The organism is Aromatoleum evansii (assembly GCF_012910805.1).
Lineage (GTDB): Bacteria > Pseudomonadota > Gammaproteobacteria > Burkholderiales > Rhodocyclaceae > Aromatoleum > Aromatoleum evansii.
In genome coordinates this window covers 31,301-46,650 of record NZ_WTVK01000044.1, presented here as the reverse complement: position 1 = coordinate 46,650, position 15,350 = coordinate 31,301, and the positions used below count along the sequence as shown (strand labels likewise).

General features: G+C 66.3%; 13 protein-coding genes. 7 read left to right on the top strand and 6 right to left on the bottom strand.

Features of this window, described 5'->3' with window-relative positions:
* Positions 1-55: 55 nt before the first annotated feature.
* A complete protein-coding gene (gene lexA, locus GO615_RS20015) occupies positions 56-667 on the bottom strand; it encodes a transcriptional repressor LexA (protein ID WP_169131294.1) in 612 nt (203 codons plus the stop codon).
* A 139-nt stretch (positions 668-806) separates the two neighbouring features.
* Between lexA and GO615_RS20010 the strand changes: the two genes are divergently transcribed.
* From GO615_RS20010 to GO615_RS20000, 3 genes are all read left to right on the top strand, one after another.
* Entirely contained in the window at positions 807-1,319 is a 513-nt protein-coding gene (locus GO615_RS20010) for a peroxiredoxin (protein WP_169131292.1), read from the top strand.
* On the top strand, positions 1,285-1,764 hold the full coding sequence (locus tag GO615_RS20005; protein WP_169131290.1) for an FKBP-type peptidyl-prolyl cis-trans isomerase: 480 nt from the start codon (positions 1,285-1,287) through the stop codon (positions 1,762-1,764). Before GO615_RS20010 ends, GO615_RS20005 begins: the two co-directional genes overlap by 35 nt.
* A 91-nt stretch (positions 1,765-1,855) precedes the next feature.
* Complete coding sequence (locus GO615_RS20000) at positions 1,856-3,937, top strand: ABC transporter ATP-binding protein (RefSeq protein ID WP_169131288.1); 2,082 nt, start codon at positions 1,856-1,858, stop codon at positions 3,935-3,937.
* A gap of 18 nt (positions 3,938-3,955) precedes the next feature.
* Here the strand turns inward: GO615_RS20000 and GO615_RS19995 are convergent, their stop codons facing one another.
* Complete coding sequence (locus GO615_RS19995; protein ID WP_246262384.1) at positions 3,956-5,476, bottom strand: transglycosylase SLT domain-containing protein; 1,521 nt, start codon at positions 5,474-5,476, stop codon at positions 3,956-3,958.
* Positions 5,477-5,618: 142 nt separating this feature from the next.
* On the opposite strand from GO615_RS19995, the gene GO615_RS19990 reads away from it, so the two are divergent.
* On the top strand, positions 5,619-6,587 hold the full coding sequence (locus GO615_RS19990) for a diguanylate cyclase domain-containing protein (RefSeq protein WP_169131286.1): 969 nt from the start codon (positions 5,619-5,621) through the stop codon (positions 6,585-6,587).
* Between the two features lie 6 nt (positions 6,588-6,593).
* Here the strand turns inward: GO615_RS19990 and gloB are convergent, their stop codons facing one another.
* A complete protein-coding gene (gene gloB / locus GO615_RS19985) occupies positions 6,594-7,385 on the bottom strand; it encodes a hydroxyacylglutathione hydrolase (RefSeq protein ID WP_169131284.1) in 792 nt (263 codons plus the stop codon).
* Here gloB and GO615_RS19980 point away from each other — a divergent pair.
* From GO615_RS19980 to dnaQ, 3 genes are read left to right on the top strand one after another with little or no spacing between them, the layout of a single operon-like run.
* Positions 7,384-8,124, top strand: a complete 741-nt coding sequence (locus GO615_RS19980; protein ID WP_169131282.1) for a class I SAM-dependent methyltransferase — start codon at positions 7,384-7,386, stop codon at positions 8,122-8,124. The two genes, gloB and GO615_RS19980, sit on opposite strands and share 2 nt — an antisense overlap.
* Positions 8,125-8,586, top strand: coding sequence for a ribonuclease HI (gene rnhA, locus GO615_RS19975; protein WP_169131280.1), 462 nt, complete (start codon positions 8,125-8,127; stop codon positions 8,584-8,586).
* A gap of 45 nt (positions 8,587-8,631) precedes the next feature.
* Complete coding sequence (dnaQ, locus tag GO615_RS19970; protein WP_169131278.1) at positions 8,632-9,360, top strand: DNA polymerase III subunit epsilon; 729 nt, start codon at positions 8,632-8,634, stop codon at positions 9,358-9,360.
* Positions 9,361-9,490: 130 nt separating this feature from the next.
* On the opposite strand, the gene GO615_RS19965 is transcribed toward dnaQ, so the two are convergent.
* From GO615_RS19965 to GO615_RS19955, 3 genes are all read right to left on the bottom strand, one after another.
* Positions 9,491-10,246 carry a fused MFS/spermidine synthase gene (locus GO615_RS19965; RefSeq protein WP_169131276.1) on the bottom strand — a complete coding sequence of 252 codons (756 nt, stop codon included), beginning with the start codon at positions 10,244-10,246 and terminating at the stop codon, positions 9,491-9,493.
* Entirely contained in the window at positions 10,243-12,846 is a 2,604-nt protein-coding gene (gene mutS / locus GO615_RS19960; protein ID WP_246262383.1) for a DNA mismatch repair protein MutS, read from the bottom strand. Before mutS ends, GO615_RS19965 begins: the two co-directional genes overlap by 4 nt.
* 223 nt (positions 12,847-13,069) lie before the next feature.
* A complete protein-coding gene (locus GO615_RS19955; protein WP_169131274.1) occupies positions 13,070-15,265 on the bottom strand; it encodes an OsmC domain/YcaO domain-containing protein in 2,196 nt (731 codons plus the stop codon).
* Positions 15,266-15,350 lie beyond the last annotated feature (85 nt).

The window sequence follows — 15,350 nt, the reverse complement described above, 5'->3', positions numbered from 1 at the left end:
GGATAAGAGACGGCATCGGAAGCGGGGGGCGGGAGGAGGATCACGGCGGCAGGCTTCACAGCGAGCCGTTACGTACCAGGCCGACGGCGATGCCCTCGATCGTCAGGGGGGTGCTGCGGGTATCGACGACGATGGGCGCGAAATCGGGATTGGCCGGCAGCAGGCTGACGATCGGACCCTTGCTGGTGAAGGTCTTCACGGTCACTTCATCCTCGACGCGGGCGACCACGACCTGTCCGGAGCGCGCCTCCTGGCTCCGGTGCACGGCGAGCAGGTCGCCGTCGAGGATGCCCGCGTCGCGCATGCTCATGCCGCGCACGCGCAGCAGGTAATCCGCACGCGGCGAGAACAGGGCCGGGTCGATCTGGTGGCGCGATTCGATGTGCTCGACCGCGAGGATGGGGCTGCCGGCCGCGACCCGGCCGATCAGCGGCAGGCCGAGCCCCTCGGCGAGGCGGATGCCGCGCGCGCGCCCCTCCTCGAGCAGGATCGCGCCCTTCGCGGCGAGCGCGCGCAGATGGCTTTCGGCCGCGTTCGGCGAACGGAAGCCGAATGCGCTGCACACTTCGGCGCGGGTGGGCGGACGCCCCTCGGATTCGACCGTCTGGCGGATGAAATCGAGGATTTCACTCTGGCGGGCGGTCAGGTTATGGTCGCGGTTGCTCATGGGATTCTCCGGAGTAACTGTAATTTTAAACAGCTTATGCCGATCCGCAAGCATTAAATCGGTGTAGCGCAAGCGGGGGAGACGCAGGTAGAGTTCGCTTCGTGTCTCGGCTAGAATCCAACGACGTCAGGGAGATCACATGTTGCAGATCGGTGATATCGCGCCAACGTTTTCGCTGCCGGATGCGGACATGGAGGATTTCGACCTCGCCGCAGAACGCGGCAGGCACCATGTGGTCCTCTACTTTTACCCTCGTGACAACACGCCGGGATGCACCCTGCAGGCGGCCGATTTCTCCGATCATGAAGATGACTTCGCCCGCCATGGTTGCATCGTCGTTGGCGTCAGTCCCGACGATTGCCTGACCCACGCCGAATTTCGCGACCAGCACGGCCTGTCGATACGTCTGCTTTCCGACGTCGAGACCGAGGTGTGCCGGCTCTACGATGTCTGGCAGCCCAAGGAAGTCGATGGTGTGAAGAAGATGGGCGTGGCACGGACGACCTTCGTGATCGACAAGGAAGGCATCATCCGTCACGCACTCCGCGACGTCACCCCCCGCGGCCATGCGGCGGGGGTTTTCGAACTGGTCAGGAAACTGGAAACAGAGAAAGCTAATGGAAATCGTCAAGAACAGCGTCGTAACGCTTAAGTACACCGTCGTCGACCCGGACGGCAACATGATCGATGACGGTCAGCAGCCGCTGGTCTACCTGCACGGCGGCTACGATGGCATCTTCCCCGCCATCGAGGAGGCGCTGCACGGCAAGAAGGTCGGCGAGCAGCTGAAGGTCAAGCTGCAGCCCGAAGACGCCTTCGGCGATTACGACGAGGAGCTGGTGCTGGTGGAGGACATCAGCCAGTTCCCCGAGAACATCGAGGTCGGCATGTCCTTCGAGCGCGTCACCGACGACGGCGAAGAGGAGATGATCTACCGCATCACCGACATCGCCGACGGCAAGGTCGTGGTGGACGGCAACCACCCGCTGGCCGGCACCGCGCTGGTGTTCGACGTCACCGTTGCGGAAGTGCGCCCGGCGACCGCCGAGGAGCTGGCGCACGGCCACGTGCACGGCGTGGGCGGCCACCACCACTGATCGGCCGATCGGTCGCAGCATTGCCACAGGGCCGCGCAAGCGGCCCTTTTTCCATCCTTCTGTCGCTCAGCTCCCCATCCATATCCGTCCGATGACCGTACTTGCCGGAACCGACCACCCGCCCGCGCAGCAGGGCCGACCGCTGGATGCGCCGCTCCTGGAGGTGCGGGACTTGCGCGTGCATATCGGTGCCGCCGCGCGGCCAGTGCGGCCCGTCGACGGCGTCGGGTTCTCGATTGCGGCGGCGGAGACCTTCGCGCTGCTGGGCGAATCCGGCTGCGGCAAGTCGATGACGGCGCTGGCCCTGCTGCGCCTGCTGCCCGACGCCGGACGCATCGTCGGCGGCGCTGTGCGCTTTGCCGGCGACGAGCTGCTCGCGCGCAGCGAGGCGGACATGCGCGAGGTGCGCGGCGGCCGGATCGCGATGATCTTCCAGGAACCCTCCACCAGCCTGAATCCGGTGATGACCGTGATGACGCAGATCGGCGAGGTGCTGGCACGCCATCGCGGCCTGCGCGGCGCGGCGGCGCGTGCGGAGGCGCAGCGCCTGCTCGACGCGGTGGGGATCCCCGACGCTGCGCGGCGGCTGGACGATTACCCCTTCCAGTTCTCTGGCGGCATGAAGCAGCGCGTGATGATCGCGATGGCGCTCGCCGGCGAGCCGGAACTATTGATCGCGGACGAGCCGACGACCGCGCTCGACGTGACCATCCAGGCCCAGGTGCTCGACCTGCTTGCGCGCCTGCAGGCCGAGCGCGGCATGGGCATGCTGCTGATCACGCACGACCTGGGCGTCGTCGCGCGCATGGCGCATCGCATTGGCGTGATGTACGCGGGCGAGCTGGTCGAGACCGGTGCGCGCGAGGATTTCTTCCGCGCGCCGCTGCACCCGTATTCCCGCAAGCTCTTCGCCGCGCTGCCGACCGACGCCCAGCGCGGCCATCCGCTGGCGGCCCTGGGCGGGCATGTGCCGCCGCTCGACCAGGTCTTCACCGGTTGCCGCTTCGCCGGGCGCTGCCCCGACGTGTTCGAGCGTTGCCATCACGAGGCCCCGGCGTGGCAGTCCGTCGGAGTACAGGCAGTGCGCTGTCATCTGTACGCGGAAGATCACGCCGAAAGGCCCGCGGTCTCCGCCGCGGCGGCCTCGGCCGGTGCGGCCGGCGAACGTGCCGCCACAAGGACGGTGCCCCTGCTCGATGTGCGGGACCTGCAGGTGCATTTCCCGGTGCGCAAGGGCCTCCTGCGGCGCGAGGTGGCGCGCGTGCGCGCCGTCGATGGCGTGAGCCTGGCGCTCGCGCCGGGCCGCACCCTGGCGCTGGTAGGCGAGTCCGGCTGCGGCAAGACGACCGCCGGCAAGGCGATTCTGCAGTTGGTGACGCCGACGGGCGGCGAGGTGTACCTCGACGGTACGCCGCTCGCGGGGCTGTCCCGCGCGGCCTTGCGCGCGCTGCGGCGCGACTTCCAGATGGTGTTCCAGGATCCCTTTGCGTCCCTGAACCCGCGCATGCGCGTCGGCGAGATCATCGAGGAAGGCATGCTCGCGCTGGGCGTCGAGAAGGAACCGTCAAGGCGCGCAGGGCACATCGATGCGCTGCTTGCGCGCGTGGGGCTCACGCCGGAAATGAAGCTGCGCTATCCGCACGAATTCTCCGGCGGCCAGCGCCAGCGCATCGCCATTGCCCGGGCGCTCGCGGTGCGCCCGAAGCTGATCGTGTGCGATGAGCCGACGAGCGCGCTGGACGTGTCGGTGCAGGCGCAGATCCTCAACCTGATGCGCGAGCTGCAGCGGGAGTTCGATCTCGCCTACCTCTTCATCACGCACAACATCGGCGTGGTGAGCTGGCTCGCGGACGAGGTCGCGGTAATGTACCTGGGACGCATTGTCGAGCAGGGGCCGGTGGCGAAGGTGCTGGCTTCGCCGGCGCATCCCTATACCCATGCGCTACTCGCGGCGGTTCCCGATATCGCGCGCGCAACCGTGGCGCATGCGGGCGCTGCGGAGCGCACAACGCGGCCGGTTGTGGCTGGCGACCTGCCGTCGCCGCTGGCGCCTCCGCCGGGCTGCCACTTCCACCCCCGCTGCGAGCGGGCGACCGATATTTGCCGTGCGCAGTATCCGGCGCCAACCGACCTGCGCGGCGGGCGCAGCGTGCGCTGCCACTGGCCCGCCTGAGGCGGCTCGCCGCCGCGTTCAGCGCTTCTGGTTCTTCTGTGCGGAGGTGGTCGTCTTGCCGGACGACTTCGGCGCGGTCTTGGCGGCCGATTTCGCGGGCGCCTTGGCGCTCCCCGACGAAGCCTTCTTGCCGGCTGCGCGCTTGCCGGCCGACGCCTTGCCAGCCCCCGATTTCTTTCCACCCTTCGCCTGAGCGCCCTTGCGGCCGCCCTTCGTGTCCGCCTTCGACGGGATCGTGCTGGTGTCGAGTGCGGCGTTGCGCGGGATCATCCGGGCCGCGGCGATCGCGCCGTCGGGTTCGACGCCGTTGGGCACGAGCAGGGTGTAACCGGGGCTCACGCGGCTGCGCGCATCGAGGCCGTTGATCTGGTGCAGTTCGCTCAGCGACAGGCCGAAGTCGCGGGCCACCGACGCGAGGGTGTCGCCGCGTCGCATCTCGTAGGTGCGCCACTGCTTGCCCGAGTTCTCGTGTTCGGCCAGGCGTGCGCGGAAGCGTTCGGCGCGGTCCACCGGAATCACCAGCGAATCGGCTCGCGTGGTGGCGGGACGGTTGTAGGAGGGGTTGAGCGCGAGGAACTCGTCGAGCGGCATTTCGGCGAGGCGCGCGGCGGTCGCGAGGTCGATGCCGGCAGGGGCGTCGACGGTGACGAAGTGGCGGGTGTTCGGAACGTAGGGCAACTCGAAGTGGAAGAGCTCGGGTTGCGCGACGATGTTCTTCAGCGCCTGCAGCTTGGGGACGTAGTTGCGGGTTTCCTCGGGCATCCGCAGCCGGCTGTATTCCGCGGGCAGCCCCTCGGCGAGGTTGCGCTGCACGGCCCGCCCGACGGCGCCTTCGCCCCAGTTGTAGGAGGCGAGGGCGAGGTGCCAGTCGCCGTGCATCTCGTAGATGGTCTGCAGGTAGTCGAGCGCGGCATTGGTCGACGCGATCACGTCGCGCCGTTCGTCCACCCACTTGTCCTGCGTCAGGTTGTAGTTGCGTCCCGTCGAGGGGATGAACTGCCACAGGCCCGAGGCGCGGGCGCGCGAATAGGCCATGGGGTTGTAGCTGCTCTCGACCATCGGCAGCAGGGCGAGCTCGGTGGGCATGCCGCGGCGTTCGAGTTCGTCGACGATGTGATAGAGGTAGCGCCCGCCGCGCTCGAACACCCGCTTCAGGAATCCCGGACGGTTGAGGTAGAAGAGCTGCTGTTCGGCGACCGTCTCGGTATCGAGGTCGGGCATGCCGAAGCCGCGGCGGATGCGGTCCCAGATGTCGTTCGCGTCGCGCGTGAGATCCAGTGTGAGCACGCGTGGGGCAGGGTCGCGCAGCTCCAGCACCTGGCTGGGGGACGCGGCGAGGCCTTCCGATCCGCGGGCGGCGGAGGGCGGGCGCAGGCTCCCGAGCGAACGCGGGCCGCTTTCGGCCGGCGCGGAATCCACGGGCGCAAGGGTATCGGCGGGCGGGGCATCGCCGGCCTGGGTGTCTTCCGCAATGGCCGAGGATGCCGTCGCGGTCAGCGCGATGACCAGCAGGATGATTCGCAGGAGAGGAATCGCCATGAATCCGGCGCCTCGTTCGACAAAAGAGGGTGGACTCTAGGGCAGGGGAGAAAGTGCGTCAAACCGGAAATCGCTGGCGACATATCGGAATATAGTTGATACGATAACAAGGCTTTATGGTTGCGATGGAATATCGACCGGGATGAAGGTCCTCGTAATAGAAGACACCGTGACGAGTGCTGCCCTGATCTGCCGGATGCTCGGCGGAATGGGGCTGGAAACCGTGCACCGGCGCGACGGTGAGGGGGGCATCGAGGCCTTCCGGCAGTCACGCCCGGATCTCATCATGCTCGATGTCGTGATGCCCGGAATGGATGGCTTCGAGGTCGCGCGGCGGATACGGCAGCTCGAGTCCGACGGCGAATGGACGCCGATCATCTTCCTCTCGGCGCGGACGCGCGACGAGGACATCGAACGCGGCATCGCCGTGGGCGGCGACGATTATCTCGTCAAGCCGGTTTCCGAGGCGGTGCTCAAGGCCAAGGTGCGGGCCATGCAGCGCATCGCCCACATGCGTGCCTCGCTCGTGGCGCTCACGCGCAAGCTCGACGAGGCGAATCGGGAGCTGACGCGCCTGTCGGCCTTCGACGGGCTGACGGGGATCGCCAACCGCCGCACCTTCGACGCTACGCTGTCGCGCGAATGGCGGCGCGGCGCACGCAGCGGCGCGTCGATCGCGCTGATGGTGGTCGATGTCGACTGCTTCAAGCAGTTCAACGACGCTTACGGCCATCAGGTCGGCGACGAGTGCCTGAAGGCGGTTGCACGCGCGCTCGCGGGCAACACCCGACGGCCGGTCGACCTGGTGGCGCGCTATGGCGGCGAGGAGTTCGCCGTCGTGCTGCCCGACACCGATGCACAGGGCGCCGCGATCGTCGCCGAGTCGATGCGCAGGGCGGTCGAGGCGCTGGCGATCACGCACCGGCACTCGACGGCGGCGCGCGTCGTCACGGTGAGCATAGGCATCGCTGTGACGCGGCCCGAGCGCAGCGACGACGGCGGCTTTGCCACGCTGGTCGCGCGCGCCGACGAGGCGCTGTACCGTGCCAAGCGCGATGGCCGCAACCGTTGGCACCTTGCCGCGACGACGGCGCTCTCCGTGGTGCAATAGGGGCGTTCAGAACACGTCCTTCCAGCGGCGCAGGGCGGCGAAGCACTCGGCGGAATTGGCCGGGCGCTGCCCGCTGTGTGCCGTGACCGTGTCGATCACGCCGGGCGAATCGGTGCGCAGGAAGGGATTGATGCCGCATTCGCGCGCGATGCTGGTGGGCAGCGTCGGTCGGCCTGCGGCGCGCAGGGCTTCGCATTCGACGAGCCATGCATCGCGCGCGGGGTTCGACGGTTCGGCTGTCCGCGCGAAGGCGAGGTTGGCCAGCGTGTATTCATGGGCGGCATAGACCGCAGTGTCGCCCGGTAGCTGCGCCAGGCGCTGCAGCGAGGCGTGGAGCTGCGCTGCCGTGCCGCCGAAGAGGCGGCCGCAGCCGGCGCTGAACAGGGTGTCGCCTGCGAACAGGATTCCGGGCGCGTGGTAGGCGATGTGAGTCGTGGTATGGCCGGGGATCGCCAGCACGGTGAAGCGCTGCTCCAGCGCATTGAGGGCGACCTCGTCGCCTTCGCCGACACGGCGCGTGAGTCCGGGGATGTTCTCGCCGGCGGGACCGAACACCACGGGGTGGTGGCGCGCAGCGAGTTCGGCCACGCCACCGATGTGGTCGTCGTGGTGATGGGTGAGCAGGATCGCGACGAGCCGCAGGCCGTGCGCCTGCAGGGCCGCCTCGACGACGGCGGCGTCGCCGGGGTCCACGACGGCGGCGCAGGGGCCGTGGCGAAGCAACCAGATATAGTTATCGCGGAAGGCCGGAAGAGGGATAATGTCGGCGCTGCGGATTTTTGAGTGCTGATCGTCCATGTCCATCCTCAGTCTGTCGGACTGGCTTGAAACCCCGCAGGGAAGTTATCTGCTGCGGTGGGAACAGGCCAAGTTCGATCTCATGGTAGCCGACATTTTCGGCTACAACGCGGTGCAGATCGGATTGCCGGAATATGATTTCCTGCGTGGCAACCGTATTCCGTTCCGCTTCCATTGCGCGCGCTCGGGCGATATCGCTGTCGTCGCCGAAGGTGCGGCCTTGCCGTTCGCGTCGGCGAGCATCGATCTGGTGCTGCTGCCGCACGTGCTGGAGTTCTCGCGCAATCCGCACCAGGTGCTGCGCGAGGTGGAGCGGGTGCTGGTGCCCGAGGGTAGCGTGATCATCGCGGGATTCAATCCCCTGAGCCTGTGGGGATTGCGGCGTCTGGTGGCGCGGCGCTCGGGGAGCTATCCGTGGCGGGGGCAGTACCTGTCGGTGCGGCGCACGAAGGACTGGCTGGCGCTGCTCGGTTTCGAGACCCAGGCGGGCAGCTTCGGCTGCTACGCGCCGGCGTTCGCGAGCACGAAGTGGCTGGAACGTTGGGGCTTCATGGACAAGGCGGGCGATCGCTGGTGGCCGATCTGCGGCGGCGCCTACATCATCCAGGGCATCAAGCGGGTGCAGGGAATGCGCCTGATAACGCCGAACTGGCGCGATGCGCGCGCCGCGGCAAAGCGCCTTTCACCGGTGACCCATCGCGGGCGGCAGGTGACGGGCGGCGTACAGAAAGTGGAATGAATGGAAGAAGTCGAGATATTTACCGACGGGGCGTGCAGCGGCAATCCGGGCCCCGGCGGCTGGGGCGCGATCCTGCGCAGCGGCCCGCACGAGAAGGAAATCTGGGGCGGCGAGCCGCAGACCACCAACAACCGCATGGAACTGCTCGCCGTGATCCGTGCGCTGGAGACGCTCAAGCGTCCCGTCGCGGCGCGCGTGCATACGGATAGCCAGTACGTGCAGAAAGGCATTTCGGAGTGGATCCACGGCTGGAAGAAGCGCGGTTGGAAGACCGCCTCGCGCGAGCCGGTGAAGAACGAGGATCTGTGGCGCGCGCTCGACGAAGCGGCGAGCCGGCACAAGGTGGCGTGGATCTGGGTGCGCGGCCACGCGGGGCACGCGGAGAACGAGCGCGCGGACGAGCTCGCCCGGCGCGGCGTCGAGGCGGTGCGCACGCGCGGCAAGGCTGTCGCGGAAATCTGATCAACCGACCCGCAAGGGCGCGAACGAACTACCGGGGATGAACCCTTGAGACAGATTGTCCTGGATACGGAAACCACCGGACTCGACTGGCGCAATGGCGACCGCGTGATCGAGATCGGCTGCGTGGAGCTGCTCAACCGCAACCTGACGGGGCGGCACTATCACGTCTATATCAACCCGGAACGGGGGATCGACGCGGAAGCGATCGCAGTTCATGGCATCACCGAGGAATTCCTCGCTGACAAGCCGAAGTTCCGCGACATCGTGGCCGACTTCATGGATTTCGTGCGCGATTCGGAACTCGTGATCCACAACGCGAGCTTCGACGTCGGCTTTCTCGACCACGAACTGTCGCTGCTGGGGCATCCGAAGCTGGGCGCGCTGTGCGCGGGCGTGATCGACACCCTCAAGATGGCCAAGGAGCAGAACCCGGGCAAGAAGGCTTCGCTCGACGCGCTGTGCGACCGCTTCGAGATCGACAACGCCGCGCGTACCCTGCACGGCGCGCTGCTCGATGCGGAATTGCTGGCCGAGGTTTACCTGGCGATGACCCGCGGGCAGGAAAGCCTGATGATGCTGCTCGACGACGAGCCGGCGATGGGCGGCCTCGACGCGAGCGGCAGCCCGATCGAGCGGCCGCCGCTGCGCGTGCTGCGTCCCACGGCCGACGAACTCGCCGAGCACGACAAGGTGTTGCAGGACATCAGCAAGGCCAACAAGGGCGCCTGCATGTGGATTCCACCGGCGCCGGCCGAGGAAGTGCCCGCGGCCTGAATGGTGGCGGGGAATTCGCAGGACCCGTAGGGCGGGAGGAGCGCAGCGCATCCCGCCGGACAGCGCTTGAGTCGGAGCGGCCGATCATGCGGCGGATAACGCTTGCGGCTCATCCGCCCTGCGAAGGGCCTTAAAGAATCAAGCGCCCGCCCGGCAGGCTTCCGGCCTGCTCCAGTCGGGTGACGGTGGGGCCGAGGTCGAGGCCGGTCTTCTCCTTCAACACACGGGCGCGTTCGCGCAGCTCGGTCACGGTAATGTCGATGCGTTCGCCTTCCGCGCCGAAGGCGACGACGTTGCCGCTGTCGCAGGACGGAAAGGCGATCGCGCGGTCGTCGAAGGCGGTGATGATGCGCTCGACGCTGGCGCGGAAGCCGCGCGAGCGTCCGAAGAGGTTCACGGACATCAGTCCCTGTTCCGACAGCCGTGCCCGGGCCGCCGCATAGAACGGGGCGGTGTCCAGCGCGCCGGCGCGGGCATTGCGATCGAAGCCGTCGACGAGGATCAGATCGAATTTCCGCTCCGTCTCCATCACGTAGCGCACGCCGTCGCCGACGTGGATCGCGAGCCGCTCGTCTTCTTCCGGCAGCTTGAAGAACTGGCGTGCTGCGGCGACGACGCGGGGTTCGATTTCGATGACCTGGATGCGGGTTTGCGGGCAATGGTGATGCAGGAATCGGGTGAGGGATGCCGCACCGAGTCCGATCACGAGTGCCGTGCGCGGCCATTCGTCGGCGTCGCGCAGCAACAGCCCCGCCATCATCTCGCGCGTGTAGGCGAGTTCGAGCGCGTTGGGGCGGCGGATGCGCATCGCGCCCTGCACCCACTCCGAGCCGAAATGCAGGTAGCGGACGCCGCCGTCCTCGCTGATGTCGATGGGCGTGCTCATGCCGCCAGCTTCTTCAGCGCGTACAGCTGTTCCAGCGCTTCGCGCGGGGTGAGGCTGTCGGGGTCGATCTCCGACAGTGCGGTGAGCGCCGGGTGCGACAGCGGCTCGTTGTCCGGCTCCGGCAGCATGGCGAAGAGGTCCGGCTGCGGGCCGGCGCCGACTTCGCGGTTTTCCAGTGCGCGCAGGCGGCGCTTGGCGTCGCGGATCACCGAGCCGGGAATGCCGGCCAGCGCCGCGACCTCGATCCCATAGCTCTGGCTCGCGGGGCCTTCCTCGACGGCGTGCAGGAAGACGATGCGGTGCGCGTGCTCGACCGCGTCGAGATGGACGTTCGCGCACTCGGGGTAGTCGGCGTTGAGGCGCGTGAGCTCGAAGTAGTGGGTCGAGAAGAGCGTCAGGCAGCGGTTCTTTTCGAGCAGATGGCGAGCGATCGCGAACGCCAGCGCGAGGCCGTCGAAGGTCGAGGTGCCGCGGCCGATCTCGTCCATCAGCACCAGGCTCTGGTCGGTGGCGCCGTGCAGGATCGCGGACGCCTCGGTCATTTCGACCATGAAGGTCGAACGTCCCGAGGCGAGGTCGTCGGAGGCGCCGATGCGGGTGAAGATGGCGTCGAGCGGGCCGATGCGCGCGGCCTGCGCGGGCACGAAGGCGCCGACGTGGGCGAGCAGCGCGATCAGCGCGACCTGGCGCATGAAGGTCGATTTACCGCCCATGTTCGGGCCGGTGATCATCAGCATGCGGCGCGTCGGGGCGAGGCTGCAGTCGTTGCCGATGAAGTTCTCGACCTGGCGCTCGACCACCGGATGGCGGCCGCCGACGATGTCCATGCCGGGCTGGTCCGAGAACTGCGGGCAGACGTAGCCGTAGCGCACGGCCGCCTCGCCGAAGGCGCCGAGGCCGTCGAGGCAGGCGAGCGAGCGGGCGATGTGCTGCAGTTTCGGGATGTGGGCGGCGAGCTCTTCGAGCAGGGCCTCGTAGAGCATCTTCTCGCGCGCCAGCGCGCGCTCCTGCGCGGACAGCGCCTTGTCCTCGAAGGCCTTCAATTCGGGGGTGATGTAGCGTTCGGCGTTCTTCAGCGTTTGGCGGCGGCGGTAGTCGTCGGGCACCTTGGCGGCATTTGCGTGGCTGACTTCGATGTAGAAGCCATGCACCTTGTTGAACTCGACCTTGAGGTTGGCGATGCCGCTGCGTTCGCGCTCGCGCGCCTCCAGCGCCAGCAGGAATTCGCCGCAGTTGGTCTGGATGCCGCGCAGCTCGTCGAGTTCGGCGTCGTAGCCGGTGGCGATCACGCCGCCGTCGCGCACCGCGGCGGCCGGTTCGGGGGCGACCGCGCGCACGAGCAGGTCGAGGGCCGCTTCCGGCACGCCGAGCCCGCTTGCGAGCTGGGCGAGGAGCGCGGACTGCGGACGGCCGAGCGCATCGTGCAGTTCGGGCAGGCGCGCGAGGCTGTCGCGCAGCGCGGCGAGATCGCGCGGGCGGGCACTGCGCAGCGCGATGCGCGCGGTGATGCGGTCGACGTCCGCGACGCCGCGCAGGGCCTGGCGGGCGTTCGCGAGCATGCGTGCGTCGCCGGTGTCGTTGCCGATCAGCTCGGCGACGGCGCCTTGGCGCGCGGCGGCGTGGTGACGGTCACGCAGCGGGTGGTGCAGGGCGTGGCGCAACCAGCGCGAGCCCATGCTGGTGATGCAGGAGTCGAGCAGCGACAGCAGGGTGGGCGCGGGTTCGCCGCGTAGCGTCTCGGTGAGCTCGAGGTTGCGCCGCGTCGCCGCATCCAGGCGCAGGTATTCGGATTCGCGTTCGACCTTGAGGCCGGTGACGTGCTCGAGGCTCTGGCGCTGGGTGCTGCGTGCGTAGTCGAAAAGGGCTGCGGCGGCCCCCAGCGCGACCGGCATGTCTTCGACGCCGAAGCCCGTGAGGTCGCGCGTGCCGAAGTGGGCCGTGAGCAGTCGTTCGCCGGTGTCGCCTTCGAACTGCCAGTCGGCCAGGCGGCGCAGCACCGGCGAGAGCGCCTCGACCAGCGGCAGGGCGAGGCCGTCGGGCACCAGCACCTCGGCGGGGCGCAGGCGCTGGAACTGGGCCTGCAGCTGCTCGGCGGGGCATTCCATCACGCGCAGGTCGCCGTTGGCGAGGTTCAGCCACGCGAGGCCGAGCACGCCGCGGTGCAGGTTGGCGGCGAGCAGGAGCGAATCGGAGCGGTCGTCGAGGAGGGCCGCGTCGGTGAGCGTGCCGGGGGTGACGATGCGGCTGACCGCGCGTTCCATCGGCCCCTTGGTCGTTCCCGGTTCGCCCACCTGTTCGGCGATCACGACCGATTCGCCGAGTTTAACCAGCCGCGCGAGGTATTGCTCGACCGCGTGGAAGGGCACCCCGGCCATCTTGATCGGTTGTCCCGCGGATTGTCCGCGCGTGGTCAATGTGATGTCGAGCAGTCGGGCGGCCTTCTCGGCGTCCTCGAAGAACAGCTCGTAGAAGTCGCCCATTCGGTAGAAAAGCAGCGTGTCGGGGTGCTGCTGCTTGATTCCGAGGTACTGCTGCATCATCGGGGTGTGCTCTGCGGTCACCTGTCCGCCCCCCGATTCAGCTGCGGAAATTCTTTTCATTCAATGCCTTGATAATTCTTGATGTCGCCGTTTGCGCGCAATTGCCGTCATTTGTCTTCATCCATGTCCGATCTCTGTCTGATCAAGCGGTTGCGACGGGAACGCAAACCAGTCGGCGTGGATGACAAAGGCGCTATTGTCTTCGAAGACAACCCGGGGGGCGAGCGCTTACGGTCCAGGTTTGTTCGACGCGTGCCATCGGCCATGCCGGATCATCGCTGGATCAAGCCGCCACCTTGACCCGCGCCGTGTGGAGTTTCTTGTAGCTGTCGATCAGACGCTGGTGCCTGTCGAGTCCTTCCAGCTTCATGCTCGTTGGCGTCAAGCCGAAGAAGCGCACGCTGCCGTCCACTGACCCCAGCACGGCGTCCATTCGCGGGTTGCCAAACATCCGGCGGAAATTGACCACGTAATCGTCCAGTTCCAGGTCGTCGTCCAGCAGTACCTCCAGCACCACGTTCAAGGCCTGATAGAACAATCCGCGCTCGACCGTGTTTTCGTTGTACTGCAGGTAGGCTTCCACCAGTTCTTTCGCCGCTTCAAATTGCTGCAAGGCGAGTTGAATCAGCAACTTCAACTCCAGAATCGTCAGCTGACCCCATTCGGTATTCTCGTCAAACTCGATGCCGATCAAGGTGATGATGTCGGTGTAGTCATCGAGCTGGCTGTCTTCCAGACGTTCGAGCAGTGCTTGCAGGCCGGCATCGTCCAGGCGATGCAGGTTCAGGATATCGGCGCGGAACTGGAGCGCTTTGTTGGTGTTATCCCAGATCAGATCCTCGACCGGGTAGATTTCCGAATAACCCGGCACCAATATGCGGCAGGCCGTGGCGCCGAGTTGGTCATACACCGCCATGTACACTTCTTTGCCCATGTCTTCGAGAATGCCGAACAAGGCCGCGGCTTCGTCGGAATTGGAGTTTTCACCGTGACCGGAGAAATCCCACTCGACAAAGTCGTAATCGGCTTTGGCGCTGAAAAAGCGCCACGACACCACGCCGCTGGAATCGATGAAATGCTCGACGAAGTTGTTCGGCTCGGTGACGGCGTTGCTTTCAAATGTGGGCCGAGGCAGATCGTTCAGGCCTTCAAAACTGCGCCCCTGCAGCAACTCCGTGAGACTGCGTTCCAGCGCCACCTCCAGGCTCGGGTGCGCGCCGAATGACGCAAACACACCGCCCGTACGCGGGTTCATCAGGGTGACGCACATCACCGGGAACTCCCCGCCCAGCGACGCATCCTTCACCAAAACCGGAAAGCCCTGTTTTTCCAGCTCCTCGATGCCGGCCAGAATGCCGGGATATTTCGCCAGCACTTCGTGCGGCACATCGGGCAGGGCGATTTCGCCTTCCAGGATCTCGCGTTTGACCGCCCGTTCGAAAATTTCCGACAGGCATTGCACCTGGGCCTCGGCCAGTGTGTTGCCGGCACTCATGCCGTTGCTGAGGAACAGGTTGTCGATCAGGTTGGTCGGGAAATACACCACCGCGCCGTCCGACTGGCGTACATAGGGCAGCGTGCAGATGCCGCGCTCCACATTGCCGGAGTTGGTGTCGTAGAGATGCGAGCCACGCAGCTCGCCATCGGCGTTGTAGATCTGCAGGCAGTAGTCGTCGAGTATTTCACGCGGCAGCGCATCCTTGCGGCCGGGCTTGAACCAGCGCTCATCGGGGTAATGCACGAAGGGCGCGTTGGCGATGTCTTCGCCCCAGAACTGGTCGTTGTAGAAGTGATTGCAATTCATCCGCTCGATGAATTCGCCCAGGGCCGAGGCCAAGGCGCTTTCCTTGGTCGCGCCCTTGCCGTTGGTGAAACACATCGGCGAGTGCGCGTCGCGGATATGCAGCGACCACACGTTGGGCACCAGATTGCGCCACGAAGCGATCTCGATCTTCATGCCCAGGCCGGCCAACACTCCGGACATATTGGCGATGGTCTGCTCCAGCGGCAGATCCTTGCCGGCGATATAGGTGCTTGCTTCCGAAGCCCGATTCAGTGTCAGCAAGGCCTGGGCATCGGAATCTAGGTTTTCCACTTCCTCGATCACGAATTCTGGCCCGGTTTGCACCACCTTTTTCACCGTGCAACGGTCGATGGAGCGCAGGATGCCTTGGCGGTCCTTCTCGGAGATATCCGGCGGCAACTCGACCTGAATCTTGAACGTCTGCTGGTAGCGGTTTTCCGGATCGACAATATTGTTCTGCGACAGGCGGATGTTATCGGTCGGGATATTGCGGGTGTCGCAGTACAACTTCACGAAGTAAGCCGCACACAAGGCCGACGAAGCCAGAAAGTAATCGAACGGCCCCGGCGCAGAGCCATCGCCCTTGTAGCGGATTGGCTGGTCGGCGATTACCGTGAAGTCATCGAACTTGGCCTCAAGACGAAGCTTGTCGAGAAAATTGACCTTGATTTCCATGCGGAATCCTGAAATTGCGTACAAAAAGTTGGCGGCCATTATCGCCGACCCATGCTTGGCAGTCAGCTAATAAACCGGCAATCGA